25 protein-coding genes are annotated in these 25,680 nt (G+C 42.7%); 11 read left to right on the forward strand and 14 right to left on the reverse strand.

Features of this window, described 5'->3' with window-relative positions:
- The first annotated feature begins 115 nt into the window (after nucleotides 1-115).
- A complete protein-coding gene (locus P7F88_RS17865; RefSeq protein WP_277826902.1) occupies nucleotides 116-283 on the forward strand; it encodes a hypothetical protein in 168 nt (55 codons plus the stop codon).
- Nucleotides 284-309: 26 nt separating this feature from the next.
- Entirely contained in the window at nucleotides 310-963 is a 654-nt protein-coding gene (locus P7F88_RS17870; RefSeq protein ID WP_277829220.1) for a cupin domain-containing protein, read from the forward strand.
- Nucleotides 964-1,055: 92 nt separating this feature from the next.
- Here P7F88_RS17870 and P7F88_RS17875 read toward each other — a convergent pair whose 3' ends face one another.
- The 4 genes from P7F88_RS17875 to P7F88_RS17890 form a co-directional block, all read right to left on the reverse strand.
- Nucleotides 1,056-2,354, reverse strand: coding sequence for a TRAP transporter large permease (locus tag P7F88_RS17875; RefSeq protein ID WP_277826904.1), 1,299 nt, complete (start codon nucleotides 2,352-2,354; stop codon nucleotides 1,056-1,058).
- A complete protein-coding gene (locus P7F88_RS17880; RefSeq protein ID WP_277826906.1) occupies nucleotides 2,351-2,875 on the reverse strand; it encodes a TRAP transporter small permease in 525 nt (174 codons plus the stop codon). Before P7F88_RS17880 ends, P7F88_RS17875 begins: the two co-directional genes overlap by 4 nt.
- Nucleotides 2,876-2,878: 3 nt before the next feature.
- Entirely contained in the window at nucleotides 2,879-3,904 is a 1,026-nt protein-coding gene (locus P7F88_RS17885) for a TRAP transporter substrate-binding protein (RefSeq protein WP_277826908.1), read from the reverse strand.
- 241 nt (nucleotides 3,905-4,145) lie between these two features.
- Nucleotides 4,146-5,315: a p-hydroxyphenylacetate 3-hydroxylase oxygenase component gene (locus P7F88_RS17890; protein WP_277826910.1), complete on the reverse strand. Its 1,170-nt coding sequence runs from the start codon at nucleotides 5,313-5,315 to the stop codon at nucleotides 4,146-4,148.
- A gap of 227 nt (nucleotides 5,316-5,542) precedes the next feature.
- On the opposite strand from P7F88_RS17890, the gene hpaA reads away from it, so the two are divergent.
- Both hpaA and hpaR read left to right on the forward strand, forming a co-directional pair.
- Nucleotides 5,543-6,454: a 4-hydroxyphenylacetate catabolism regulatory protein HpaA gene (gene hpaA, locus P7F88_RS17895; protein ID WP_277826912.1), complete on the forward strand. Its 912-nt coding sequence runs from the start codon at nucleotides 5,543-5,545 to the stop codon at nucleotides 6,452-6,454.
- A 53-nt stretch (nucleotides 6,455-6,507) separates the two neighbouring features.
- The gene (hpaR, locus tag P7F88_RS17900; RefSeq protein WP_277826914.1) at nucleotides 6,508-6,933 is read left to right on the forward strand and encodes a homoprotocatechuate degradation operon regulator HpaR; all 426 of its coding nucleotides are present in this window, start codon (nucleotides 6,508-6,510) and stop codon (nucleotides 6,931-6,933) included.
- A 92-nt stretch (nucleotides 6,934-7,025) separates the two neighbouring features.
- Here the strand turns inward: hpaR and P7F88_RS17905 are convergent, their stop codons facing one another.
- The 5 genes from P7F88_RS17905 to P7F88_RS17925 form a co-directional block, all read right to left on the reverse strand.
- Complete coding sequence (locus P7F88_RS17905; RefSeq protein ID WP_277826916.1) at nucleotides 7,026-7,193, reverse strand: hypothetical protein; 168 nt, start codon at nucleotides 7,191-7,193, stop codon at nucleotides 7,026-7,028.
- Nucleotides 7,168-8,139, reverse strand: a complete 972-nt coding sequence (locus tag P7F88_RS17910; RefSeq protein WP_277826918.1) for a serine hydrolase domain-containing protein — start codon at nucleotides 8,137-8,139, stop codon at nucleotides 7,168-7,170. Before P7F88_RS17910 ends, P7F88_RS17905 begins: the two co-directional genes overlap by 26 nt.
- Nucleotides 8,140-8,235: 96 nt before the next feature.
- A complete protein-coding gene (locus P7F88_RS17915) occupies nucleotides 8,236-8,850 on the reverse strand; it encodes a hypothetical protein (protein ID WP_277826920.1) in 615 nt (204 codons plus the stop codon).
- Nucleotides 8,851-8,983: 133 nt separating this feature from the next.
- Complete coding sequence (locus tag P7F88_RS17920; RefSeq protein WP_277826921.1) at nucleotides 8,984-9,607, reverse strand: LysE family translocator; 624 nt, start codon at nucleotides 9,605-9,607, stop codon at nucleotides 8,984-8,986.
- A 55-nt stretch (nucleotides 9,608-9,662) separates the two neighbouring features.
- Nucleotides 9,663-10,496 carry an AraC family transcriptional regulator gene (locus P7F88_RS17925; RefSeq protein ID WP_277826923.1) on the reverse strand — a complete coding sequence of 278 codons (834 nt, stop codon included), beginning with the start codon at nucleotides 10,494-10,496 and terminating at the stop codon, nucleotides 9,663-9,665.
- Between the two features lie 140 nt (nucleotides 10,497-10,636).
- Between P7F88_RS17925 and P7F88_RS17930 the strand changes: the two genes are divergently transcribed.
- Nucleotides 10,637-12,652 carry a sensor histidine kinase gene (locus tag P7F88_RS17930; RefSeq protein WP_277826925.1) on the forward strand — a complete coding sequence of 672 codons (2,016 nt, stop codon included), beginning with the start codon at nucleotides 10,637-10,639 and terminating at the stop codon, nucleotides 12,650-12,652.
- Here P7F88_RS17930 and P7F88_RS17935 read toward each other — a convergent pair.
- The 3 genes from P7F88_RS17935 to dhaR are packed head-to-tail and all read right to left on the reverse strand — an operon-like array spanning nucleotide 12,644 to nucleotide 15,463.
- The gene (locus P7F88_RS17935; protein WP_277826927.1) at nucleotides 12,644-12,910 is read right to left on the reverse strand and encodes a DUF5062 family protein; all 267 of its coding nucleotides are present in this window, start codon (nucleotides 12,908-12,910) and stop codon (nucleotides 12,644-12,646) included. The two genes, P7F88_RS17930 and P7F88_RS17935, sit on opposite strands and share 9 nt — an antisense overlap.
- Before the next feature lie 36 nt (nucleotides 12,911-12,946).
- Entirely contained in the window at nucleotides 12,947-13,507 is a 561-nt protein-coding gene (locus tag P7F88_RS17940) for a hypothetical protein (protein ID WP_277826929.1), read from the reverse strand.
- Nucleotides 13,508-15,463, reverse strand: a complete 1,956-nt coding sequence (dhaR, locus tag P7F88_RS17945) for a dihydroxyacetone kinase operon transcriptional regulator DhaR (RefSeq protein ID WP_277826931.1) — start codon at nucleotides 15,461-15,463, stop codon at nucleotides 13,508-13,510. It abuts the gene before it with no gap.
- A gap of 409 nt (nucleotides 15,464-15,872) precedes the next feature.
- Between dhaR and dhaK the strand changes: the two genes are divergently transcribed.
- From dhaK to P7F88_RS26480, 4 genes are all read left to right on the forward strand, one after another.
- The gene (gene dhaK / locus P7F88_RS17950) at nucleotides 15,873-16,937 is read left to right on the forward strand and encodes a dihydroxyacetone kinase subunit DhaK (RefSeq protein WP_277826933.1); all 1,065 of its coding nucleotides are present in this window, start codon (nucleotides 15,873-15,875) and stop codon (nucleotides 16,935-16,937) included.
- Nucleotides 16,938-16,956: 19 nt separating this feature from the next.
- Entirely contained in the window at nucleotides 16,957-17,583 is a 627-nt protein-coding gene (gene dhaL / locus P7F88_RS17955) for a dihydroxyacetone kinase subunit DhaL (protein WP_277826935.1), read from the forward strand.
- A gap of 76 nt (nucleotides 17,584-17,659) precedes the next feature.
- Nucleotides 17,660-19,063 (forward strand): dihydroxyacetone kinase phosphoryl donor subunit DhaM, encoded by a 1,404-nt coding sequence (dhaM, locus tag P7F88_RS17960; protein ID WP_277826937.1) that lies wholly within the window; start codon nucleotides 17,660-17,662, stop codon nucleotides 19,061-19,063.
- Nucleotides 19,051-19,161: a hypothetical protein gene (locus P7F88_RS26480; protein WP_422128564.1), complete on the forward strand. Its 111-nt coding sequence runs from the start codon at nucleotides 19,051-19,053 to the stop codon at nucleotides 19,159-19,161. Before dhaM ends, P7F88_RS26480 begins: the two co-directional genes overlap by 13 nt.
- Nucleotides 19,162-19,289: 128 nt before the next feature.
- Here P7F88_RS26480 and P7F88_RS17965 read toward each other — a convergent pair whose 3' ends face one another.
- Together P7F88_RS17965 and P7F88_RS17970 are read right to left on the reverse strand one after the other, a co-directional pair.
- A complete protein-coding gene (locus tag P7F88_RS17965; protein ID WP_277826939.1) occupies nucleotides 19,290-20,693 on the reverse strand; it encodes a PAS domain-containing protein in 1,404 nt (467 codons plus the stop codon).
- On the reverse strand, nucleotides 20,666-24,076 hold the full coding sequence (locus tag P7F88_RS17970; protein ID WP_277826941.1) for an ATP-binding protein: 3,411 nt from the start codon (nucleotides 24,074-24,076) through the stop codon (nucleotides 20,666-20,668). The genes P7F88_RS17965 and P7F88_RS17970 overlap by 28 nt, the downstream gene beginning before the upstream one ends.
- A gap of 130 nt (nucleotides 24,077-24,206) precedes the next feature.
- Between P7F88_RS17970 and P7F88_RS17975 the strand changes: the two genes are divergently transcribed.
- On the forward strand, nucleotides 24,207-24,410 hold the full coding sequence (locus P7F88_RS17975) for a hypothetical protein (protein ID WP_277826943.1): 204 nt from the start codon (nucleotides 24,207-24,209) through the stop codon (nucleotides 24,408-24,410).
- Nucleotides 24,403-25,614: an EAL domain-containing response regulator gene (locus tag P7F88_RS17980; RefSeq protein ID WP_277826945.1), complete on the forward strand. Its 1,212-nt coding sequence runs from the start codon at nucleotides 24,403-24,405 to the stop codon at nucleotides 25,612-25,614. The genes P7F88_RS17975 and P7F88_RS17980 overlap by 8 nt, the downstream gene beginning before the upstream one ends.
- Nucleotides 25,615-25,680 lie beyond the last annotated feature (66 nt).

Raw genomic sequence — 25,680 nt, forward strand, 5'->3', positions numbered from 1 at the left:
ATTAGGCTATGGGAATAACTTATTACTAATCCGTTAGTTAGTTTGCGTTAGTCGAAATTTTTTATGTGCTTTGCCTTTCTATTTATATACTCAAGTGACCTACATGGAATTTGGAATGAAACACATTTGGTCTCATTTTGCGCTCCCACTATGTTTATCTATTTTTGTTGTAGCAAATGATGTGACATTGTCTGTACTAGAAGGAGAAGGGCATTTTGTTCTTTGGCAAAAGCCAGACCTTATCGTTAATGAGGTAATCAAGGCGATATCGAGAATTGAATGAAATCCAGGGTAGGGAGAGTGGATAAGATGAATTTACGTATGGACTTTCAAGTTAGAGTGGCAGTAGATACCGAACAGCAAGAATGGACTCCCAGTCCACTTGCGGGTGTCTGGCGAAAACCTCTTGAAAGAGAAGCGGCAGAATCAGGTCATACAACCAGCATTGTTCGCTATGACCCGAACTCGAAATTTTCTTCTCATCTGCATCCATTGGGAGAAGAGATTTTTGTATTAGATGGAGTATTCTCAGATGAAACAGGGGACTTTCCTTCAGGAACCTATATCCGCAATCCACCAGGAAGTCGCCACGCTCCGTTTAGCAACGCCGGCTGTACTATCTTCGTCAAATTGAACCAGTTCAACGAGTTGGATCTTGAGCAAAAGCGAATAACGACAACCGAACTTGAGTGGCTTCCGGGAAACGGGAATCTACAAGTGATGCCGCTTCATAATTATGAAGGTGAACATGTTGCGTTAGTTAAATGGCCGAGAGGGGAGAAGTTCCAATCACATGCTCATTTTGGTGGGGAAGAAATTCTGGTGCTCTCTGGTGAACTTAAAGATGAATACGGATCTTATCCCGTAGGTACCTGGCTACGTAGCCCTCATATGAGTAGGCATCTTCCCTATGTCGATGACGAGACCATTATTCTTGTTAAAACCGGTCATTTACCAATATAAAAAATAGCTTTGGGTCGGAACCCAAAGCTAAAGTACATCACTATGAACCTCATATGAGAAATGAAACGAAGGTAAACCATAGATAACAGACGCTAGTACATCATTTCCGGCAACAGTAGAGCAATTGCCGGAAACAGTACTATTAGCGCTAGCCTTAGCATATCTGCTACCCAGAACGGGAATATGCCCTTAAATATGGTGCCGGTACTGATGTCTTTTACTAGCCCGGAAAGTACAAATACGTTCAATCCGACAGGTGGTGTAATCAGGCTGATTTCTGTTACTACCACAACAACAATACCAAACCAGATTGGGTCAAAACCAAGTGACACCACAACCGGGAAGAAGATTGGCACTGTAAGTAGCATCATCGACATACTCTCAAACACACAGCCGAGAACAATATAAATCAGCAGTATGATAGCCATCGCCATCATTGGCGATACATCACCAACCTGAATCAGGTCGATAAGGGCGCTAGGTAAACCAGCCCGGTTAACGAAGTTAGATAGAATCAATGCACAAATGACAACAGCAAACAGAGACGCAGACGTTTTTGCTGTATCAACCAGAATGTCTCGCAGAACGTCATAGGTCAGTTTTCTTCTGTAGAGTGCTAAGAAAAATGCGCCTGTTGCACCAATACCAGCAGCTTCTGTAGGTGTAAATATGCCGGCATAGATCCCGCCCATCACAAGCGTAAACAACAGTAGTGTAGACAGAATACCTTTCAGTGCAACAAAGCGCTCTCCCCAGCTTGTTTTTTCACCTGGAGGTGCCTGATCTGGAGTGCGGAATACAACCCAACGAACCGCAAGCAGGTAAAGGCCAATTCCCATCAGGCCGGGTAAAAAGCCTGCGGCAAAAAGTTCACGAATACTACTTTCAGTAAGCAGGCCATAAATCACCAGCATGACGCTAGGTGGAATGAGAATACCTAGGGTACCACCAGCTGCGATAGAAGCTGCAGCCAGGCCATCGGAGTAACCATATTTACGCATCGGTGGCATGGCGACCTTAGACATGGTTGCCGATGTCGCCAGGCTAGAACCACAGATAGCAGAGAAGCCACCACACGCCAAAATGGTCGACATGGACAGACCGCCACGACGATGCCCGACAAAAGCGTTACAGGCGCGGTATAATTCGCTGGATAACCCTGACTTGGTAACAAAGTTGCCCATAAGAATGAACAGTGGAATAACCGATAAACCGTAGTCCTGGCCTGTGTCTATAATGCGTCTTGCTGCCATTGACATCGCAGCAGTCCAGTTATAGTCGTTGATATACCAGAAGCCTATAAAGCCAACCACACCCATAGCAAAGGCGAGGGGAAGCCTTAAGAAAACCATGATAATAAGAGCGGTAAAACCGATAATGGATTCAATCATTTGCTACTTCCCTCGGAAACTGTTGGCGCAGTTTTAAAGAATGACATCTTAGAAACGTATATCACTGCGTTCAGAAGCGTCAGTACGCCACCTACAAATCCTGTTATTGAAATCAGATATGTGACATATCCAAGTGGGATTTCCAGTATTTCTGATACTTCTTCATATTCCAGAGAGCGGCCAGCCAGTTTCCAGTTGGTCAAAGCAACCAGTACCAGCGACACAGAGCAGATTAAGTTGATTACCGCTTGACGCAGATCTATCCATTTATCCGGGAAGTAAGCATCAAGCAGGTCGACGCAGATATTTTCTTCTTTCCACGATACTAATGGGAAAGCCATAAATACCATGACAGCGAGCAGAACCTCTATCATCTCTGTCGAGCCATCTATCGGTGAATTAAAAAAGTATCGCCCGAAAACATCGACAAATGTAATAGCCATCATAAGAAATAAGCTGATAGCAGCGAGGGTTTCTAACCCTCGCTTTACAGCTACCGAAACATTTTCAGCGACTGTCATAATTTACAACCCTTTCGTTAGTTGCTCGTTGTAGTATTCGAATGCAGTAGGACCATCCACCTTGCGCTTTTTCGCTGTTTTGTACCAGTTATCAATCAGGCTCTGACTTTTCGCTTTCACTTCAGAAATCAGCTCTGGAGAGGCATTGGTAAAGGTGTGACCATTTGCGACAGCTTTGTCGTAAGCGGCTTTATCGTAGTCGTCCATCATTTTGCCGAACAGACGAGACAATTTTTCACCGGACACTGCCATAATGGCTGCTTGATCTTCTTTCGATACGCCACGCAGAGCATCGCGATTCATTACGATAGCAAAGCTGCCACGGTACAGACCACCTGGGAACATCAACGTATTATTCGTTACTTCTGCCAGACGGAAGCTGCTCAGAGATTCAACTGGAAGGTAGGTACCTTCCACTACACCTTGTGAGATAGACTCATACACTTTAGGGGTTGGGATAAAGACAGGGGTTACTTCCATCTCTTTTGCGATGGTTGAGATAACGCCGCCGCCAACACGGATTTTTTTACCTTTAGCATCACCAAGTGAAGTCACTTTCTCTTTAGTGATTAGCTGACCAGGGCCATGTACACCCAATGCCAGAACTTCTACACCACGGTGCTCTTTGCCGTTTTTCAGGTACTTTTCGTAAGTGTTCCAGTACGCTTTGGATGCCAGTTCAGAGCTTACACCCTCTTTAAATGTTGGGATTTCTGGCATCTGTGTTAGTTTAAAGCGACCTGCCTTGTGGCCGTGGAAAATCCAGGTAACGTCACCGATACCATCGGTTACAACGTCAATTTGAGATTGAGGTGGTGCCAAATCGTATTCAATCTTGACGGTTACACGACCTTCCGTTGCTTCTTCTACCCATTCGCCCCATGTCGGCCATACTACTTTGTTGATACCGTGGTTTGGTGACGCCCATGAGCTGATTTTCAGAACTTTTTCTGGTGCAGCGTTTGCACTCATTGCTGCAAGAGCCAGTAGTCCGGTACTTGCTAGTCGTGTGATCTTTGATTTAATCATGACACATCCTTGTATATAGGGTTGTTTATGTTTAAGGCTGACTTATTTTTATGTGTTGTTTTTATCTGTTACGTTAATTCAATAACATGTTAACAATTTAGCAAATTTAAATTAGTTAATATGTTAATTAGATCAAGTTTGCCCAATTTCTCTTCAGTTTATCGCTTAGACTTTGGTCTTATTTATTTCATCACTAAATAAGACAGGCACTCAGCTATAATTTCCTGAGTGCCAAAGATATTTAAACCATCGTTGGATCCGGTTCCAGCCCCATGATTTCGCGGCCAAGAATCTGCTTACATACATCGTAATCAGTGTAGGCATGTGCTCCTGTCATGTGTGAATCGCGGAACAGGCGTTGGCCTTCGTTGTCCAGGAACCAGCTTTGTCCACCCATTGCATCGAACAGGCGATCAACGGATTCGATACACATTTTCACTGCGTATGCCTGATTGGTGCGCCAGTACGCTAGCGTTTCGCGGGTAGGGTATTCTTTTCGTTCACCGTGTTCTTTATGATCTTCCCAGGTTTTTTCCAACATAGCTCGAGCAGCAAACACCTGGTGAGTTGATTCTGCCAGGCGCATAAGTGCAGGCGTTGAAGCACCTACGTTAGCACCGGTATAGGCACGAACTCGGTTCTGTTGTTTCTCTTTGAATACTTCAAGCATACGCTCTGCGATACCAAGGCTGATTGCTGCGAAACCACAGGCGAAGTATGGACGATAAGGGGTATAGAAGATGTCACTGTCCGGGTATAGCCCGAAGCCTGCAGATTTACCTTCCATCATGCCTTTCGCGGTTTCAATGCGATGTTCCGGGATAAACACATCTTTTAGTACAAGCGTTTTTGTACCGGAAGACTTCATACCAGCGGCATACCAGTCATCAATAATTGTGTATTCGCTTCTTGGTACCACGCCAAAGCAGTAGACTTTGTTTCCTTCGCTGTCCATGCGGTTGAAGCCGAGGATTGCCCAGTCTGCGTGGTCACATCCGCTACTCCAGCGCATGTCGCCGTTGAAGATAACACCGCCTTCGGTCTCTTCTGTTTTACCGAAAGGTGCGATACTGCTGCTTGCTGTTGCATCTGGATTATCTCCCCAAAACTCTTCCTGTGCTTTTTCAGAGAACATAGCCATCTGATGGCTGTGTGTTGCTAAAAGGCTTCCGCCCCATGCTGTACCGCCACATGCACCGGCAAGTGCTGCTACGCAGTCGGTAAATTCTGGTAATGAGATTTCAAGACCACCGTACTTCTTTGGCTGGAAAGCACGGAAGAACTTAATTTCACGTAGCAGACGAATGCTCTCTTCTGGTGGCGTACGCAGTTGTTCCGCTTCCGCAGCATTTTCTGCAATTTTTGGTAGGACTTCCTGAAGTTTTTCTAGTAGTGGATTCGCTCGTTTCATTGTCACTTCCTTTTAATCAAGAACCCGCACTTGGCTGATGTTTATGTAGGGTATTGTGTGTTCTTGGATGTTATTATCATGTTAACTAATCGTTGTTTAAATGGATTAACCGCGATAACAATTGCACTTTTCGTAGAATTAGTTAATATGTTAATAGAATTGAGCGTTAAATGTGACGCAGTGCATGATTAAGGCGTTAACTGGTAGAAATATAAAGGGAGTAAGCTGTGGCAGGGACGATACCCAATATAAATATCGGTAAGGTATACGATCAAAAATACGAGAATGCTGAGCTGCATTTCGAGCACTTGGACAATTTGGCGGATTTCTTCGGACGTAATATGCCGGTCCATTATCATGATCGTTTTTATCAGATGCATGTGATCCTAAGTGGCACGACCCATGTTCACCTGGATGATAAGCATTATACTAATGAAGGCATCACGCTCTTCTTTACTCCTCCCGCCGTTCCCCATTCATTTGTCACAGAATCCAGCTCTCACGGTTTTGTCCTGACCATGCAGCAGCAACTGGTCTGGCGTTTACTCGAAATGGACAGTGGCCTGAATAGTATGATGGTGGATCAGATGGGCGCGTTTTGTACCAATGTGCCGGAAGATAACCCGGTACTCAGGCTGTTGGTGTTGCTGCGTGATGAGTTGGATAACGCAGGAATTATGAAAGAGCGAGCGACTCAATCTTTGCTACAGCTTATTCTTATTGAAGTGATGAGGCTGGAAAACCGTAACCATACGGATGCCAACAAACGGAGCGTTGATGTGAGTGTTTTTCATAATTTTAACCACCTCGTAGAATCTCATTATCGGGAACACTGGCCTCTCAATGATTACGCTGAGAGAATGGGTGTTTCGGTCTCTCGCCTGAATGATATCTGTCGCAGAGTCAGCGGGTTGTCGTCGAAAAAAGTCATCATCGACCGTTTAATGCAGGAAGCGAGGCGATCACTACAGTTTACTTCTCTTAGTATTTCAGAAATTGGCTACGATCTTGGGTTCAGAGATCCTGCTTATTTCGCACGATTTTTTAAGAAGTACTCCGATATTACGGCCTCGGAATACCGAAATCAGGTACAGAGTGTTGCCCCAACTGTTTCTGATTCAGATATCGAACAACAATAATAACTACAGTTGAACTTTAATATTTTTGACGATTAGGTAAGGAAAAAGATCAAATGAGTGAGTTTAAGGATTCATTACCACTACAACTAATAAAAGCCAGGGATGTGGCTTTAGATTATTTCAGGCCGGTACTGTCTGAGTATGAGTTAACCATACAGCAATGGCGAGTGATGCGAGTGATTCACTCTTATACAGAGATTGATTTTACAAGCTTATCCAAAGAGTGTTGTATCTTAAGTCCAAGCCTGACCGGTATTATTAACCGGCTAGAAAAGCAGGGTTTTGTCTGCAAAATAAAATCGGAAGAAGATCAGAGACGTGTCAATCTTCGCCTGACTGAACAATCCAACAAGCTTGTCGAAGAGATGAAGATAGAGATCGATAAACAGTATGCCAAGCTTAAAGAGAAGTACGGTACCGAGAAGTTTAATCAGCTTACGACATTGCTGGATGAGTTAATTCAGATGCGGGAAGAGTGATTGTTCAGTTTGGTATATAGGGCATATAGGAGGTGATAAGCATCCGCTTAACATCTCCTATTTTATGCTCAGGCTTGTTGAATTTTACTATCTCAAAGTTGTTTAAGAACGCTATCCCAGAAATGTGTCACCACCTGACTTCCTACTGAAGATTCACCGTTGATCAGTAAACCAATACCGATATTGTGCTCTTTGGAGTATGCGAGTTCAGCTGAAAAACCTTTAACCCAACCACTATGGTAGACGAGCTCCTCCCCCATAGTTAAAGAGTCGCCAACCCAGAGCATAGTCTGCACGCTTAAGTTTTTTGCGCCAGTACTTGCGGGTCATGTCTCGCTTGGTTTCGATGCGTGGTGTGGTTACCGTTTCGAGAACTTTAGGTGATATCACGGCAGGATACCCCCCTAACTGAGCCTTTAGCCACTGGCTTATATCACTGATGCTGGCATTTACTCCGGCCGCTGGAGAGACACGATAGTAGTTTGGTTTAACTTTTCTCGGATACCAACGATTCTTGCCCCGAACATGAGGTGCGGCTCTGTTGTCATTGTTCAGGTAACCTTGCATCCCCAATGACGCGTCGTTCATTTCTAGCGGGTCAAAGATTTTCTCCTGCATAAGCTCACTGAAGCCTTTGTTGGTCGATTGCTCCAGTATAGGCTCGATCATGCTGAACATTAGGTTGGTATAGCCATAACAGTTGCCGGGCTCACATAAGGGTTCTAGCCTATCAAACATTGGGTAGATTTTATTCAGTGGCTGATTTGCGTTGAGCAGATTGTCATAGACGTTATGAACCATACCTGTGGTGTGACTCAACAGGTGTTGTACCTGAAGCTGATTGCTTGCTTCAAGATCTTTATAACGAAACTCAGGCATATATGAGGTTAACGGGGCATCCCAGCTTAACTTCTGCTCTTCGACGATTATTGCTGCTAACTCTCCGGAAAAAGTTTTGGAGACGGAAGCGAGCCTGAATACAGTGTTTTTATCAACTTTTGGGCTGGCACCTTGTTTACGTACACCATAAAAGCTTAATAGTTTTACTTCTTGACCTTGTACAACAACCAATGCACCGCCAGGTACTTTGTTTTTCTTTAATTGCTTAGAGAAATAGCTATCGAGATCGCGCGTTATAGGAGAGAGTTCTAGGGCCTGGCATGAAAAAGCACTACTAAGAAGTAGCGCTAAGATAAGACGAAACATTAATGAAACCGATATAAAATTACTTAACGTTCGCAATTATATCACAATGACGTTATGTGATTTAGCGTCAATTAGCATTGTTTTCAGTCTAGAACCTTAGTGAATACAACTCTGACTAGCTTTCGCATGTTCAACAATAATAAGACTATCAGTCAGTCCTGGCTTTAAGCTAAAGATCCCTGCCTTCATAATGGAGGTAAAACGAGCAAATGAAGATTCTATTTGCTCTTCCTTTCCACATGATTTAAGGATTTGAGCTTTAGCCCACAGAAAATCGGGATATTTGAATCCTGTGTCGATGTGACTTGTTATCTCTTCTTTTACTGGCTCAGATAAAGAGAACTCAGTGTTAGATAGCATTATCTGGTATTTCTCTATCACAGGTTGTGGGACGAGCGCTTCAGAGCCTCTGTAGTAGAATGCTCCTGAGATTACAGAGATAACACAGATAGTGGCTCCTGTGATTTTAATTAATGTTTGGATGCTGGCGTCTTTGAAATAGGCTGGCCAGGTTAAGATACGATAAACTTCAACCACCAATCCAAATCCAGAGTGAAACACCGGCTCTTTGCCTGCACCAAAGTGTTCATCTTTGAAGAACAGATGCCCAATTTTCACGATCATTCCTAGCAATAAATAGACGAAGACTAACCCAGGGGACAACCAGGCGAAGAACAGTAGTGCTGCAATAGGCCAAAGTACTTTAATCATCGGAGTTTCCCTTGTTGTCAAAATTCATCAATTGACATTTAGGTTAATACAAAACCTCTTATTTGTATAATACATATAAAATACAAATATTGAATTTGTGAAGTCAGATCGTTTAGGCCGGGAAGATGACTGCCTATAAAAATAGCCCAACCCCAAATAATATAAGTACAACTCCGGCCCCCCTTTCAATGCGGTGTACGCTTTGTTTCAGGTGAAGTTGAACCTGGGGTCTACCAATTAACGAAGCAATGAGTAAGTCCCAACCAAGAACAGCAAGGAACATCCATAAACCGCATGCAATTTGCTGAGTAAAAGTCACGTTGCTACCAAGAATAACGGTCATTAGACTCATATAAAAAAGTGCATTTTTCGGGTTAAGAACCGCACTGTTTAAACCGAGAATCAGTTGTTTAGCAGGAGAGGGGGCTTTGACGTCCTCTGTTTGCAACAAGTCATTATTCTTCCGGCTGCGCAGTAACTGAGAGCCTATCCAAAGCAGATATAAAGCTCCTAAAGTTTCGACGATAGAGAACAGCGTTGAGTTATCTCGTATGCTCGTCCAGCCCAAAATAGCGATAGCTATATACAAGGCGTTTCCGAGCGCAATTCCTACGCATATGTAAAAACTGCCCTTTAAATTATGTCGAATAGAGTGTGCCACAATTAGAAAAAAATCCTGGCCAGGGCTGAGTAAGGCAACTAAGTGAGCGAGAGCCAGAGCTGGAAATGCAGCTGGCAGAAAAGTGGATAAAGACATTAGAGTTTCTCTACAGTTGAATCGAACCGTAACTATAGGGAAGACTTAGTTTAGTTTATTGTCGAAAATTGACGCTGGTAGCCTGGTATTGCCTGGGCGTTGAAGCGGTGTAATTGACAAAAGCTTTGTGAAACTGACTTTGATCTGAAAACCCCACTTCGCAGGCAACATCAACGATATTCATCCCGCTCTTCAATAGCAATTTTGCCTTCTCAATTCTATGGCTGTTGAGGAAGGATTTTGGTGTAGTACCAAACTGGCGTTTAAAGCTTCTAATCAACGACTCAGTTGGTCTGGAAAGCTCCTTTGAAATGTCTAGTATAGAAGGTGGATTGATAAAATCGTCCAACAAGCGGGCTTTGACCTGATAAGCGATTTTGTCCCTATCGCTATCTTGTAGTGAAGGCGCGCAGTAACGGCTGATGATACTATACAGATGGTGATTTATCTCAGATATGGTCTCCTGAGTTACATTCTCTATAAGGGATAAACATAAAGAGGACAGCTTTTTAGTTATCCCGGTATCCTTTAGAACGTCGATTTCGCACTCAAATTGGGTAACACTTAGGTCATATAGCCGGGATAGTACGTCGCAGCACCACTTATTATCGATATAAAGCATTTGGTAACTGCGCGGTAAGTTGCTGACAGGGTTGCAAGCGTGCACAACGTTTGGAGCGATTATGACTCCTTCATTCTTGTGTATGAGTACTTCTCGTCCACCTATTGTTGAACAGGTTGTCCCTGATTCTATAAGTCCGATTGAAAGCTCATCATGGCTATGTGCTTTATATCCCTGAACGCTGCTTATAGTTCGGCGAATAGTCAGGTGAGAAACCTGATTATTACTCCAAAAGTGTTGATCGATATCTCGAACATATGTGCTCAAAAGAACTCTCCTATCGTGAACCCGCGCAGACGTATCCTAGATTACTCCTGGATATAGCACAATGTGTATCAATAAGTTAGCTAATTGAAAAGCCACTATAGTTCGTCTACTTTTAAAGAAGATTAGCGATTGGAGTGGATATGTTAAATAAGGACGAGCTCAAAATATTACGGGTGATAAGACTGGCGCCGTTAGTGATCGTTCTATTCTCCTTAGCTACTATTTTTGTTGTTGTTATTAATAATAAAGCCAACTTTCAAGAAGAGGTTGATAATATTTATGCATCTGCAACACATGAAAAAAAGAACTTAATAAAAAATGAAGTGAATAAGGTGATTGACTTCATTCAATACAAACGAGAGAGCACGATACAGAGGATAAAAAACAATATAAAAAAGAGAGTAAATGAAGCTCATTCTATAGCTGAGTCTATTTATCAGAACAATAATGATAAAAATCCAGAAGAAGTTAAAGAAATTATTATCGATGCTTTGAAAAATATTCGATTTAGCGATGGGCGAGGATATTATTTTGCCTATGAAATGAATGGGGAAAATGTTATGCATCCTATTTTAAAACACCTTGAGGGAAGAAATCTTTGGGATTTTAAAGATGTAAAAGGAGACTATGTTATCCGGAAACTCTCCTCTATTGCTGAGAATAATGGCGATGGCTTTTATGAATGGTGGTGGACCAAACCAAATGATGTTGAGAATGAATATAATAAAATTGGATTTGTTAAAAAATTTGAACCATTTAACTGGTTTATAGGGACAGGTGATTACGTCTTAGACTTTGAGGAAGAATTAAAAGAAGAGATATTAAGAGAGATCGACAGAGTTAGATATGGCGTCAATGGGTATATTTTTGTTATCGACGAAGTAGGGGTATATTTAAGTCATATTAAAAAAGAATATATCGGAATGAATAGAATAAGCCTGGTTGATAAGAACGGTGTTTATATTACCAAAGAGATCATCAAAACAGCTAAACAAGGTGATGGATATATTTCTTATATCGGAACCATAAAACCAGATACAGGAAATCCTGCCCGAAAAATTTCCTACGTTAAAGGTTACAGTGATTGGGGGTGGGCAATAGGGACCGGTAGCTATCTAGATGAAATTGAACAGGCGATAGAAAAGAAAAAATTAGCGTTAGATAAGGGGAATCGTGAGAAAATTATTCAGATTATTTCATTATGTCTGATTGTCTTTGTTGTCCTGTTTGTAATCACACTCTTCTATTCCAACTTAATAAAAAGTCGATTTAATCTTTATAAAGAAAAAGTAGAGGAAAAAACTGAAAAGCTGAATGCCCTAAATCAGAATCTTGAAGTACAGGTCAAAGAGAGAACCAAAGACCTGAACAATAAAATTAAAGATATAGAAGATATGCAAAATCAACTGGTTGAATCAGCTAAACTCGCCAGTTTAGGGGGGATAGTCGCAGGCGTAGCTCATGAGATTAACACCCCGGTCGGTATAAGTATCACTGGGATAACACACCTGGATGATATTACTAAAGATATTGACGCTAAGTTTGAAGCACAGTCGCTCACGTCAGATGATTTTCGAGGGTATTTGGCTGGGGTTAAAGAGACGTCTGAAATCGTATTTCTCAATCTGGATAGAACAGCCAAGTTAATACAAAACTTCAAGATGATATCTGTTGATCAGGCTACTGAAGAAGAGCGACGCTTTAATGTTCACGATTACCTGATGGAAATTCTATTAAGTGTTGGAAATATAACGAAGAAAAACAATGTTCAGGTTGACGTTTTCTGTGATACGAACATTGAAATTAAAAGCCAGCCTGGCTATCTTGCGCAGGTGCTCACCAACCTGATTATGAACTCTATTCGCCATGGATTTATCGTTGATCGTGAACATAATATCCGAATCAGCGTCAATCGTACCGACAACGGCCTGGTTTTTATTTACGAAGACAATGGTGTAGGAATACCAGAAGAGCACGAGTCGAAGATTTTTGAACCATTTTTCACAACCAATCGTGAGGAAGGTGGTACAGGTTTAGGGCTGAATATCGTCCATAATATCGTAACGAATAAATTACATGGACGTATCGAGTGCACTCAGCCCCAGGGTGACTGGGTTCAATTTGTTATCACCCTACCAGAAGATAAGTTACTTTAGTGGGTCATCATCGGGCAGAACATTATGCAGCCATAACGCGAGCCTCTTCTTAATATTTTTCCCGTCTAATTTATCTGCCGGGAGTGGGGTAATTTGCTTCACTTCAACGAGAAACAGATAAACCGCTTTAGCCTTTACTGGTTGTGATGTTCCTTGATCCGCTAGTTCAAATCCTTGCATTTTTGCCATCTTGCATCCGACTTCCAACGCTTTTTTGAACAGTTTGTCTTCATTCATTATTTTGGTTGTTTTTGACATAGCGTTACCTTCCTTTTATACGTTGTTCTCAGTATATCAATCAGCTAGGGAAAGAAGATGCTCTATTGCTTCCATATGTTGAGGGTAGTCACTAAATTTTTCTCTTTGTTCTGTGGTCATCTCAAACAAACTGTTTTTTACCGACCAGAACAATTTGGTTGTTCGCAGCATCGCCTTTAAAGGTTTAGCGACTTCAAACTCGTAAATATCTTCAAGCAGATTATTTATCTGCTCTTGGTCAGGAGCCGCGTCATTATTAGTTGTTAATAGGGATTGCAATTCTTGATAGCGCTTTCCGGTTTTAAGGCTTTCCATAACCGGAACGTTACTCTTAGCCATATCACTCAGCTTTACTTCGATCAGCGCAAACCAGCGCTCAAAGGTTAACTGCTCAGGGGCAAGAGCGTCGAAATCAGTACGTATTTGCGATTCTATTGAAGTCTGAGATTGCATAAAAACGGTTCTTACCGCCTGAAAAGGAAGTTGGTATTTCTTACATTGAGCAATTATCAACGAGTGAAAACCATTTCCCGGTAAGTGAAGATTCTCTTTGAGTGTAGCGATTGCGATTTCTTGTTCTGTTGTCAGCGTACTCATCTAATGAAAATCCTCTAAATTGATCTGGTAGTTTTTTAGCTTGCGCCAAAGGGTGGTGCGGTTTACGTCGAGCAGAGCACACATCTTACCAGGCTTTCCCTGGCAGGCTTTAGCTGCCTGAAGAATCGCCTGCTTCTCAACCTGAGCCAGTGTCAGGTCTTGTCTTATGTTATCAGCATTCTCGGATCTATCCCTCAACACAGAATCAGGCAGATCGTTTTTGCTTATGGTTTCTCCATCGCTAAAGCTGAGTGCCCGTTCTAACACGCTTCTCAGCTCTCTGTTATTCCCCGGCCAACTATATTGCTGAAGCTGCATCATTGTGTCATTACTGAGTGAGATGTCAGTTCCTGTGCTGCCTCTGAGAAACTTGAGATACCTTGTCACCAGCGTTGGTATATCTTCAGCTCTCTCTCTCAAAGGTGGGATCTCGATATCAAATGACTGTAATTCGTACATTAGTTGGCGGCCAAACCGCTTCTCATCCACGTATTGGGTTAAGTCAGAACCGGAAGTTGCGATGATACGAATGTCTACCGGAACAACTGTGTGGTCCAACCGGTTTACTAGGCCAGTTTTTAGAAGATGGAGCAAGGCAGCTTGTACTTCGCTGGTCAGATATTCAATATGGTCGAGAAAAAGCGTCCCTCCATTTGCCAGTTCAAACTTGGAAGGGAAGGGGTTATCGCTGTCAGCATCTGAGCCAAGAAATTCCGCGATCATAGATACATGAGGAATCGCTTGGCAGTTTATCGCAATAAACGCTTTATCCCGTCGTTCACTTGCATTATGGATAGCCTGGGCAAGGTCGGCTTTACCCAGGCCTTCTTCACCTCTAAGCAGCACAGAACCACGCCCTTTTGCGGCGTGTTTTGCTAGGCGAAGGACTTTTTGCATTCCATCTGAATTAAACACCAGATCATCAAATGTTAGATGCGCCAGGTTGCCCGAGTGATGGTGAACCAACTGTCGGATATGCTCGATAGGGTGCATGAGTACGATATACGAGTGGACGTGGTTTTGCTCATCTTTCACCAGCCGGAGCGACATCAATAGCGAGATTAGTTTCTGGTTGCTTTCCACCGTTGTTTCGAACATTTCCAGCTCTTGTTTACTCTCAATAGCATGTCTGACTTTTTGAGGTAGGTGGATCAATGAGTCAACCTTGTTGCCAAGCGCCTTGTTACTTTCCAGGTCGAGCAGTGTACTCCCTTTCTTATTCAGGTAATGAACAACTCCCTGCGTGTCCCACGCCAGTACACCTTCCTCCACACCTTCAAGCAATACGTAAACCTCGCTGAGGTGCTGGTTCGACTCAGTGAGGCAGTGTTCGGCATACATATTACTGGCGATCTCTTTTGCCGCTGAGTACACCAGCCCCTGAGATGTTGGGCTTGCGAGTTCGTAAGGCATGATAAGCGCCACGGTCCCGAGAATGTTTCCCTGGCTGTTAAATATAGGTGCGGCATAGCTGGCGAACTGGTGAAGTGGTTGTTTAAAGTGCTCATGGCCGACAGTTTTGGTGGCTTGTGCCAGGCTAATTGCACTGGTTATGGCATTGTTCCCCATAGTGGCTTCACGCCAGTAAACACCTTCATATATTCCATAAGGGCGTAGCAGTTCTCGCATCTCTTCACTGGCGCATAGGCCCAAAGTACAACCAGTTTCATCGGTAATTAATAGTGCAGAGCAGCTATCTTCCAGAAACTCACAAATGTCCTCTATAACCGGAATCGCCACATCGATCAGATAGGACTTATTCCTTTTTAATGAGGCAAGTGTAACGCCTTTGGCATAGCTAAGCGGTGGCCAGTGATCATACCGCTGCCTGCGCTTACATCTATCCCATACTTCCTTCAGATAAGGATCCAGCTCACTACCTTCCGACTCAAGACTGTTGTCTTCAGCTATGTATTTTGTCCAGATTTTTTGTGCGTGGTCTGTGGAATGTATCATCGCAAGCGCTCAGAAGATTTAATGTTTCATATTGAAACATTGTTTTCCTGCCACAAATTTGATCAACTGCACAAAGGTTGAATTTATTCATTAGATTTGTTGGCAACCCACACAGAAGTGAGTGGGCACAATTAAAAATGAGGACCAATTAACAGTTTATGAATATTGAAGCTGTTCAAATAAATTTCATCAGAATCAGATTTTTGTATCAATATGAAACATAAGTGTCCTTTTGGTGTTTCAAATTGAATCACTGGTCCATGCTTTTTCGAAAGCCCCAGCTTTAAGTTAACTTATTCCCGGTAGGATAAAGCGGGTAAAGCAATAACAAAAACAAGCCACATAAATGCACACAGAAAATAACGTACGAAACAGAAGTGAAACTTCAGACAATAACAAGGACTAGAACATGAAAAAGATGATCAACAACGTAGATGATGTCGTAAAAGAAACCCTACAAGGCGTCGCTGCGGCTCACCCGGAGCTGGAAGTTAACATGGAACCTTACTATGTAACGCGTGGCACAGAGAAGCCAAAAGTAGCGTTAGTTTCCGGTGGTGGCAGTGGTCACGAACCAATGCATGGCGGTTTTGTTGGTCTTGGTATGTTAGACGGTGCTTGTCCGGGTGAAATGTTTACTTCACCAACACCAGATCAAATGTACGAATGCGGCCAGAAAGTAGATTCAGGCGAAGGCGTACTGTTCTTAATCAAAAACTACACAGGTGACGTACTAAACTTTGAGACTGCAGTTGAACTGCTACACGGTGACGGTGTGAAAGTTCAGGCGGCATTACTGGATGATGATGTAGCAGTAAAAGACAGCTTATATACCGCTGGTCGCCGTGGTGTAGCAACAACAGTACTAGCTGAAAAAATCTTGGGTGCAGCAGCAGAAGAAGGGTATAGCTTAGAGAAGTGTACTGAACTGGCAAAACGCATTACCAACCGTGGTCGCTCTTTTGGTGTCGCTCTTGACGCATGTACTGTTCCTGCTGCAGGTAAGCCTAGCTTCGAACTGGCTGATGATGAATTTGAATTTGGTATTGGTATCCATGGTGAGCCAGGTATCGAGCGTCGTAAGTTTACCAGTGGCGATGAGATTGTGACCGATATGATGGCGCAGATCTTTGACAATGCGCCTTATGAGCGAGTGGTTCGCCAGTGGGATGCTGAAGCCGGAGACTGGCGTGACGAGAGCTGGACAACCGAGTCTTTAGGTCAGGGTGATAAAGTGATCGTTCTGGTGAACAACCTTGGTGCTACACCGCAATCTGAGCTCTATATCGTTTATCGCAAAGTAGTTGAGTTACTAGAAATTCAAGGCATTAAAGTAGAGCGTAATTTAGTAGGCACTTACTGTAGCTCTTTGGATATGCAAGGCCTGTCGGTAACAGTTCTGAAAGTTGACGATGAAATGCTAAAACTTTGGGATGCACCAGTGAAAACACCAGCGCTTCGCTGGGGAATCTAATCTGATTCAGGAGTAAAAAATGATAGTTACAAAAGCGCATATTGTTGCCTGGCTAGAAGCGTCAGCTGCTGTTTTCGAACAGAATCAAGACTTTTTAACCGACCTGGACCGTGAAATTGGTGATGCTGACCACGGCTTAAATATGAACCGTGGTTTCCGTAAGGTAATGGAAAAACTACCAAGCGTTGCGGATAAGAGTATTGGCAATATCCTCAAAACGACAGGCATGACACTTCTTTCCAGTATAGGTGGGGCAAGTGGCCCGCTATATGGCACTTTCTTTATCCGTGCTGCTACTAGCGTAATGGCGAAGGAAGAACTTACTCTGGCTGAAGTAGAGAAAATGTTCAGTGATGCAATGGAAGGTGTTGTTCAACGCGGAAAAGCTGAGATAGGTGATAAGACCATGGTAGATACCATGAGTGCTATCGTAACAACCCTTAAAGCCTCTCAGGATGACGAGTTGACTGATGCGTTAGCAAAAGCGGCGAGCGCCGGAGAAGAAGCGATGAAAGGAACTATTCCTATGATTGCTAAAAAAGGGCGTGCCAGCTATCTGGGTGAGCGTTCTGCGGGTCATCAGGATCCTGGTGCAACATCGGCATACCTAATGTTTGATACCTTTTGCAAGGTCGTTAAGTCATAAAGTGGCGAAGTAAATAGCAAATGCGTTTGTAACTAAGCGTGAGGTGGCGAAAGCCACCTCTGTATAGGTAGTTAAGATGGTAAGTTTAGTAATAGTTTCGCACAGTAAACGCCTGGCTGAAGGGGTGTTTGAGCTTGCTTCTCAGATGTCTCAGGGCAAGGTGAAAATGGCGATAGCGGCGGGCATTGACGACCCGGATAATCCGATTGGAACAGACCCGATCGCCGTTATGTCAGCGATTGAAGAAGTCTTTACACCAGAAGGAGTGTTAGTTCTGGTGGACATGGGAAGTGCTATCCTAAATACCGATATGGCGCTGGAATTGATTGACCCAGATATGGCAGAGTCGGTTCATGTTTGTGCCGCACCGCTGATAGAAGGCACGATGGCAGCAGCAGTATCGGCTGCGGGCGGAATGCCGATGGAAGAGGTGCTAAAAGAAACACACTCGGCGATATTCGCAAAATACGAGACACTGGAACAATCAGACGCTTTACCAGTATCCAAAGGATCAGATGAATTAACGTCTGAAGTCGAGTTAGACAGTGACCATACTTTTAGCTGGGTAATCGAAAATCCAAATGGAATTCATGCAAGACCTGCTTCAGCCATTGTTTCGGTTGCTACTAAATTTGTTTCAGAGATGTGGCTGATTAAAGGCGATAAGCAGGTTAGTGCCAAGAGTATGAACAATATCACTCTGCTTGGAGTGAAGAAGGAAGACACAATAACCTGTATCGCAAGGGGCGATGACGCCTCCGATGCAATCGACGCTTTTTCTGAGCTGGCAAAGAATCACTTCGGTGATGATATCGATACTGAAACCAATAATGTGGCAGCAGTAGAGGATAAAAAGCCTGAAGCTAGTCCGGAAAATGATGGCTCTATTCAGGGTATTGCGGTATCAGATGGTATCTCAGTTGCTCCGGTTAAGTTTCTTAACTCAAACGGCTTAAGCTTCCCTGAAAGAATTTTTTCTTCTGAAGTTGAAGAGCTACACAGGTTAGAAGCAGCGTTGACACAGGCCGATAAAGAGTTAACAGAGCTGGTTGCCGAGATACTGAAAAAAGCATCAGATTCAGAAGCGGATATTTTCAGAGCTCATCAGGAAATGCTCTCTGATCCAGAGTTAAGAGATACGGTGCAGGATTCAATAATAGCGAAGCAGATAATTGCAGAGCAAGCGTGGGCAGAGGAAATAGAAGAAATGGCACAAGCCTATCGAATGATCCCCGACACCTACCTTTCTGAACGTGCAAACGATATCTGTGATATTGGCAGGCGTGTGTTGAGGCTAATGACAGGTCAAGTGGTTAGTCAGGTTGTCTATGATAAGCCAGTAATCGTGGCGGCCACGGAACTCTATCCTTCGGATACTGCGCAATTTGATCCGGAGATCATTAAAGGCATTTGCCTTGAAAAGGGGGAGCCACTTCTCACAGCGCCATTATTGCACGTTCGCTTGGTATTCCTGCTGTAACAGGTATTGAAGATATCTTGCTGCGTTGCAAAGATGGGGAGTCAATAACCTTGGATGGAGGGCAAGGTAAAATATGGCTCGCTGAGGACAGTCGTTAGAGACGAAAATATTATATATGTTAATGCGGCCATCACACGTGGGATTGGTGGTCGCATTTTCATATTCCCGTCGTCATACAATCGGTCAGCACTACTCCAGGATATTAGAAGCCAAAGTACGCTAATAATTATGCAGGAGTATCTAGTTTAATAATAACCACCGCACGTTTTGCCGGGCCATCTTTATCGGTAAAACAAGAAGCGGTGACCGTAGCTAATTGAGCGTCTCGGTTGCGAATTTTTATTTCCCCTTTTTCCTCTACTACGCCACCACCTTTAAATGTGTCAGTGAGAATAGAATTTATAGACTTGTTGTTACTTTCATCGCGTAGAGAGACCAAAAATCTCAAGTTAGAGTTGTTTACGTCACCTTCTGTATATCCAAGCCAATCGATAGCAGCTTGACTAGAGTTAATCACCGAACCATCTGGCTTAACAACAAAGACGATGTTCCCAACGATGTTCATCATCGCGTTAGTCAATCCATGTAAAATGGATAGCTCATCTCTTCTTCTCTTCATAACCGAAGTAAGGGTCACACAAATGTCTCCAATATTAGCGCTATCAATATTTGAGACTGTTTCTTCGTGCCAACGATGGGGTTTCATCACTGCATTTGCTGTAGTTCTTAACGGATTTGTAATCAAGGTGCGGAAAGAAAAACGCAGATACAGTAACCATATAAAGGAACAAGCTAGGAATATAACTATGGTGGTATAGATACGGTCAAAGGCCATAGGTGTGACGAGATAACGCATCTTAAATACGATGTTCGTTACTTTATCCGTTGTAAGTTGAAAATGGCTGAGCCAAATGTTTTTATCCTGCGAACTTCGTGCAAGGAGTTGGTAACTGATTTTATTCAGAACCGGAATTACCTCATACTGATCACCGATGCCCTTAAACGTTATGGTGACGATCACATTTTGCTGTTCAAGAATGTTTTTGGGTTTTGGCAACAGTGCGAGTGAGTAGCCTTTTATTATATTTCGCGAGGCGTAGATTTCCTTGACGCAGAAGGAATAAATATTGTTAACGTTTCCGATGTATCCACATTTTTGTTGGCTATCCATATGTTTTTTTAGGTAATCAATCAATGCTGTTCGCGCACTAACAGATGCCTTGTTGCTTCTTTCTTTGCTTTGCCAGATAGTATGGAACTTGCTATCTACTACAGTAAACTCAATGGGCAGAACATCTTCAGCTGTGTAACTCAAGACACTATTTGCAACACCGTAGTTGTTCCACTCGTGTGGTTTTAAATTTATCAATCTAGAATGACTTTGGGTCAGAGCATAATGCAAATTATCTGACTCGGCGTAGAATGCATTCGAAATAGTAGTTAATACATTTTCTTCTACTTGCTCTTTTTTTACTCGTTGTTCATGTATTAACAGCGAGTATATGCAGGATATGATAATCACAAGTGTGGTTAACATCAGCAATACAGCGTATCCAAGGGCGCGCGATTCAACTTTACCGAAGCTTTTGCCTGTAAAGAAATCTATGATTCTGTTTGTTGAGATATCCACTCTTTCACCTCCTCAACAAGTAAGGTCATAGCAAAATTAAAAGCGGGTATATGCGTATCAAGTTCTACAGATTTATTTTCTGCTAACCGCTCAATATGCAGCGCATGTTCTGCTATTTCGTGTGCACCTAGGTAGCTGACGCTTCCTTTGATTCGATGAATGGTATCTTTAACTTCTTTCCACTGACGATTTTGATATGCGTCCTGAACTCTGTCCATATCTAACTGTGCAGACTGCACAAATGCATTAAGAATTTCCGTTAATACTGGAATTGAGCCCATTGAGAGCTCAAGAACTTCTTCTCTACTGAAGTAGTTTTCTTTATCGCTGTATTGGAGGATATCAAAATCTCTAAGTACATCATGCTCTTGCTGAGTAAGAGCTAGTAATTCCTCTTCGACTTCAGAAAGCTCGGGAACAGTAATTTCTTGTTCTTGCGCAGGCTCAACTAAATCGACAATATCTGCCAATACACTAGAAGGTGGGAGGGGGTGTAGACTTGACTCTTGGGGGAAATATTTGGTACTGGCGTTGGAATGTTGAGTCTGACTTTGCAATAGTATGTTGTCGCACTCTTCCAGTATGCCCAATAATTTTAACTCGCTACATGGTTTTAATAACACATTGTCAAAGCCAGCAGCCTGGCATCTGTGTTCCGCTGCAGCCAGGGAATCTGCGGTAACTGCGAAAAGCAAAGGTAGGGTATTTGTCCCTCGCATTTTATTAGCCCGTTCAACAAACTGAAAACCATCCATCACTGGCATATGACAGTCAGACAAGATTAGGTCAAAAGAATTCAAACCAACAGTATTAATAATATCAAGTGCTTCAGCCCCATTTTCCGCTAACTCAGCTTCGACCCCTGTCCTAGACAACTGTTGTAACAACACCTTTTGATTCATCAGGTTATCTTCAACTACAAGTGTTCTGATATGGCTGAAGTCAGGAGGGGTATCAAATACTGTGTTTTTGTCATATTTGATTAGAGGGAGCTGAATACTAAATAAGCTGCCTTCACCCACTATAGAGCTAACCGTAACTTTTCCATTCATTTTTTCTGCGATTAGTTTGCAGATAGAAAGGCCAATTCCCCCGCCATCATGGACACGCTCAGTTCCTTCTTCGGATTGGCTAAAAGGTTGAAAGATTTGCTCTTGCATATCCGGCTCTATACCGATGCCACTATCGTTGACTTCAATTAGGACCAAATGTGTCTCTTCGGTTTTTTCTATGATACTAACGTTCATTTCTACAAAGCCAGATGACGTATACTTGATGGCGTTGCTTAATAGGTTATTGATTAGCTGGATAACTCTTACTTTGTCAGCGTTATAAAACTGTTTTTCTATCTCTTTAGATAGGGTGAGCCTATAATCCAGTCCTTTGTTGTGAGCTCTAGGGGCAAGACCTTCGAAGCACGCAGTGACTAGGTTATCAAGCCGCATGCTCGATTTTTCGAACTCAAATTCTGGCTGATCTAAATGACTTAGATCGATCAGCTCATTGATAAATGACATCAGATTATTAGCTTCCCGGTTCAGAACGCTAACGAACTCACGTTGTTCATTGTTTAGCGCGGTAAAGGAGAGACTCTCGGACATGCCTAATACACCATTCATTGGTGTTCTGATTTCGTGACTCATCTTAGCTAAAAACTGTCGCTGGCTTTTATCGCTTTCTGATACCCATTTTTGTTCCGTGTTGATGATATGTCTTTGAAGTTTCTTGTTGCTGAAATAAGACCGACCCAAAAGAAACAGTAGCGTAAAAATAACGACACTAAATGAAGTTACTAAGTATTTGTTTTGGTTTTGCTGTTCCCAGATTGTATGGAAATGCTCTTCATGAGCTGAACGTTGAGTGATTTTATGTACCCAGTGCTCTTTAATCATTGAGGTGAAATCAGCGTCAAATGATGATACCGCGTTACTGAAAATATCGAAAAGTACCGGATACTTTGGTGACATCACGATGTATATATCAAACATTCGATCAAACTCTTCCGGTAAATCGATTTTTGCTTCGGTAATGTTGTTGTAGTGACGAAGACTTCTCCATACTGTTATATTGGTTGCTTGACCAATGTAGGCGTCGGCCATCCCTGAGTCGACAGCATGTAAAGCGGATTCTACGGTTGGGAAGGAGATTACTTCCGTCCTTGGAAAATATCGTAGCAAATACTCCGTTTCGGCATAGTTGTCTACTATTGCAAGAGTGTGGTTGGTTAAGTCTTGTAATGCTTCATTGCTATCCAATCCGATGCTTTTATTCACAACCATCTTAGATTTTCCCTGGTCAACCCTAGCCAGATAGTTAACTTTCCGCTCGCGCTCTTCTGTTCGGTAAAGTGAAGGCATAATAGTAGTTTCGCCCTTAGCAAGACTTTCGATACTGGATGGAAACCTATCTACATGCTCGGCAACAAGTTCTACTCCAGTCGCTTGTGAAAGTTGAGTAAGAAAATCTATTGAGATACCAGAATAATTCCATTTTTCGGAAACAGTATATGGAGGTTGCTCTATCCCTTTATCTAACGCGATATTAGCGATAGGGTTGTGTAACAAGTATTCGGATTGCTCTTCAGGAATATGGCTTGCTAGGTCACTGATTGCGAACTCAAGCGTGTCTGTTAAGAAGAATTTATCTGTTAGACGCTTCGCTACTGGCTTCATTATGGTTCTGAAGTCATGGTTTATCTCTTTTATCAATGCGGTATGTTGTTTTTCCCCAGCTACCCGGAAAAGTGCCTTCGGTAAGGGAGCAGTGTACTTCTGGTATTGGTCATGAATAATCAATTGAGACAGCGTATAGTCCAGTTCGCTCTCAGAAAGACTTAAAATAGCATCTGGTTTAGCACCGGAAAGCAGGACATCAGAAATAGAATACTCTGAAATATCAATCACTTCATGATCGATCATTAATCGATCCGCGGCCCCAGAAGCACTAATATCTAATACAGTTGGTAGCTGAGACAGATGTGTTGTTTTCTCTTTGCGAAAGTACAGTGTCGGTGCTATCGCGATGTAGGGAAGGCTAAACACGTAGTCGCCTTTAGGGTGTCTTGGGTGCATCACAGCTAAAACAAGATCTACTTGATTAGCGTCAATAGCTGTTGTACCAAGGCTTGGTTCTACATCAACAAATTTAATCAGAACTCCTTTTTTATCTGCCCATATACGCCAGAACTCTTTTACCGCGTTTACCATTCCCAAATAATCGCGAGCCCATGAGTAACTGTAATCAAATGCGGGAATACCAAGTAACAAGGTTTTAGATTTATATGGTTCGATAGCAGAGTTTATGTTGCTGCCTTCCCCTTGGCTCGCCTGAGCAGGCATCACCAAGCTTAAGCAAGAGAGGAGAAGAATCAAACACTTGCGCATTTTGCTTTGTTCCTGAATACACTGTTGGACTCATAGTAATGTCTTTTATCTATTCCTTCTGTCCGAAACCGGACGGAATACTATATCTAGCTGGGTTAAAGTGATTATGAGGAGTCAGGATTGAGGCAGTATGAGCACTGAAATAGTGGCGTTTAACGATAAACGTCCGATTATGATAGTAGACGATAGCCCGGTCTTTCAAATCGCACCAAAAGCAATTCTGGAGTGTTCGATGCTGAATCAGGCTTTTGACCTCCGGCAAAGATGTCATGGTAGCGAGCAGGCATCGTCTACGCGCTTCCATTCTGCAGTTGAGGTGATTGGGCATGGATAAAATCAAACAGATAATGATTGTTGAGGATGAGCCTTTTCAGCGTTTGTTTGTAAAAAAAATAGTAGGCAGCGTTACTAAAGCAAACATCACGGTTGCGGTAGATGGAATTGATGCACTTGAACAAGTAACTCAACTAGAGTCAATTGATGTCATTATCTGTGACATTAGCATGCCTAACCTTGATGGCGTTGAACTCCTTAGAGCTCTGGCAGACAAAAACCTCGATCCGGTGGTAATTTTGGTCAGTGCCGCCGCTCCGGAAGTAATTAGTTCTGTTCGGGAAATGACATACTCATATGGAATGAGTAAGGCGATAAGCCTGTCAAAGCCTTTGATTCGGTCTGATGTCGCGAGCGCTTTGGAACAGGCGCAACGCCATCTGAGTAAGCAACACTCTGCTTGGAAGAATAACCAGTTTACCCCAACAAAAACGGAAATTATTTCCGCCTTAGAAAATGGAGAAATACAGCCTTTCTTTCAGCCCCAAATAGATATTTCGACTAGAAAAGTAGTCAGCTCGGAAGTACTAGCTAGGTGGGTTCATCCTAGTAAAGGAATAATAGCTCCGAATCTATTTCTGCCTAAAATTAAAGAGTACGATCTTAATGATAAATTAAATGTAGCGATTCTTAGTCGGTCTACTGAATACGCAAGTATCTGGTATAAGCAGGGATACAACGTTGGACTATCTGTAAATATAGCACCTACAGAACTAACGGATATTAATTTTGTAGACACATGTTTGTCGATAATCAGTAAAACAGGGTTTCCACCAAGTTTGCTAACAATAGAAGTGACGGAAAATGAGCTTAGTCCTCATCTCGGGAAAATGCTCGATACGTTAAATAGGCTAAGAATCAACGGGATTAATATCTCTTTAGATGATTTTGGGACGGGCCATGCTTCACTTCTTCAAATGACCTCTATTCCCATTAATGAGTTGAAAATAGATCAGTACTTTATTCAACAAAGCCTAACAGACATCAAATGCAAAGCTGCTGCATTATGTGCCATCACACTCTGTAAACAACTGGATATAAAAGTGGTCGCTGAGGGTGTAGAAACCGTAGGTGTTGAAGCGTTTCTACGTGAGCACAAGTGTGATTTGGCTCAAGGTTTCCTTTACTCACAAGCATTACCTCCTCGGCAGTTTATCAGTTGGCTTGGAGATTACTCAGTGACTGGTTTAGAAAAAAAGAAATAAATACAACAATATAAACATTGGTTAGCTAGTGATTCGTCAGCGATTAGTCTTCGGTTAGAGAGACGT

Origin of the sequence: Vibrio hannami (assembly GCF_029589055.1) — a bacterium.
In the GTDB taxonomy this organism is placed as follows: domain Bacteria; phylum Pseudomonadota; class Gammaproteobacteria; order Enterobacterales; family Vibrionaceae; genus Vibrio; species Vibrio hannami.